This is a genomic window from Brevibacterium sp. SIMBA_078 (assembly GCF_046534565.1).
Classification (GTDB): Bacteria; Actinomycetota; Actinomycetes; order Actinomycetales; family Brevibacteriaceae; genus Brevibacterium.
In genome coordinates this window covers 1-237 of the sequence record NZ_JAWRYQ010000576.1, presented here as the reverse complement: position 1 = coordinate 237, position 237 = coordinate 1, and the positions used below count along the sequence as shown (strand labels likewise).

1 protein-coding gene is annotated in these 237 nt (G+C 36.3%); it reads right to left on the bottom strand.

Translation table 11 applies throughout. The features are described from left to right. Positions 1 to 237: hypothetical protein (locus tag SB749_RS20855; RefSeq protein ID WP_410711997.1), on the bottom strand; the 237-nt coding region annotated here is incomplete at both ends.

Here is a 237-nt window from a genome sequence, read left to right as displayed (position 1 = left end):
CATCTGAATTTAGACTTTCACCATTCACCACTAAGTCCCAAAGCTTATCATATTTAGGTAAATTTTTGCCGGAATCTCCACCTGAATATATCCTATCTAGAATTAATGAAGTAGTAACAATCCCTTCATTCTTATTCTTAAAGATGTTTTCCTCTCCACCCCAACCATAATACAAAGCCCTTTGCACCTTCGCATTATCATATGGCGTTGCTTCTTTATATTTAGAACCAGTAGGAG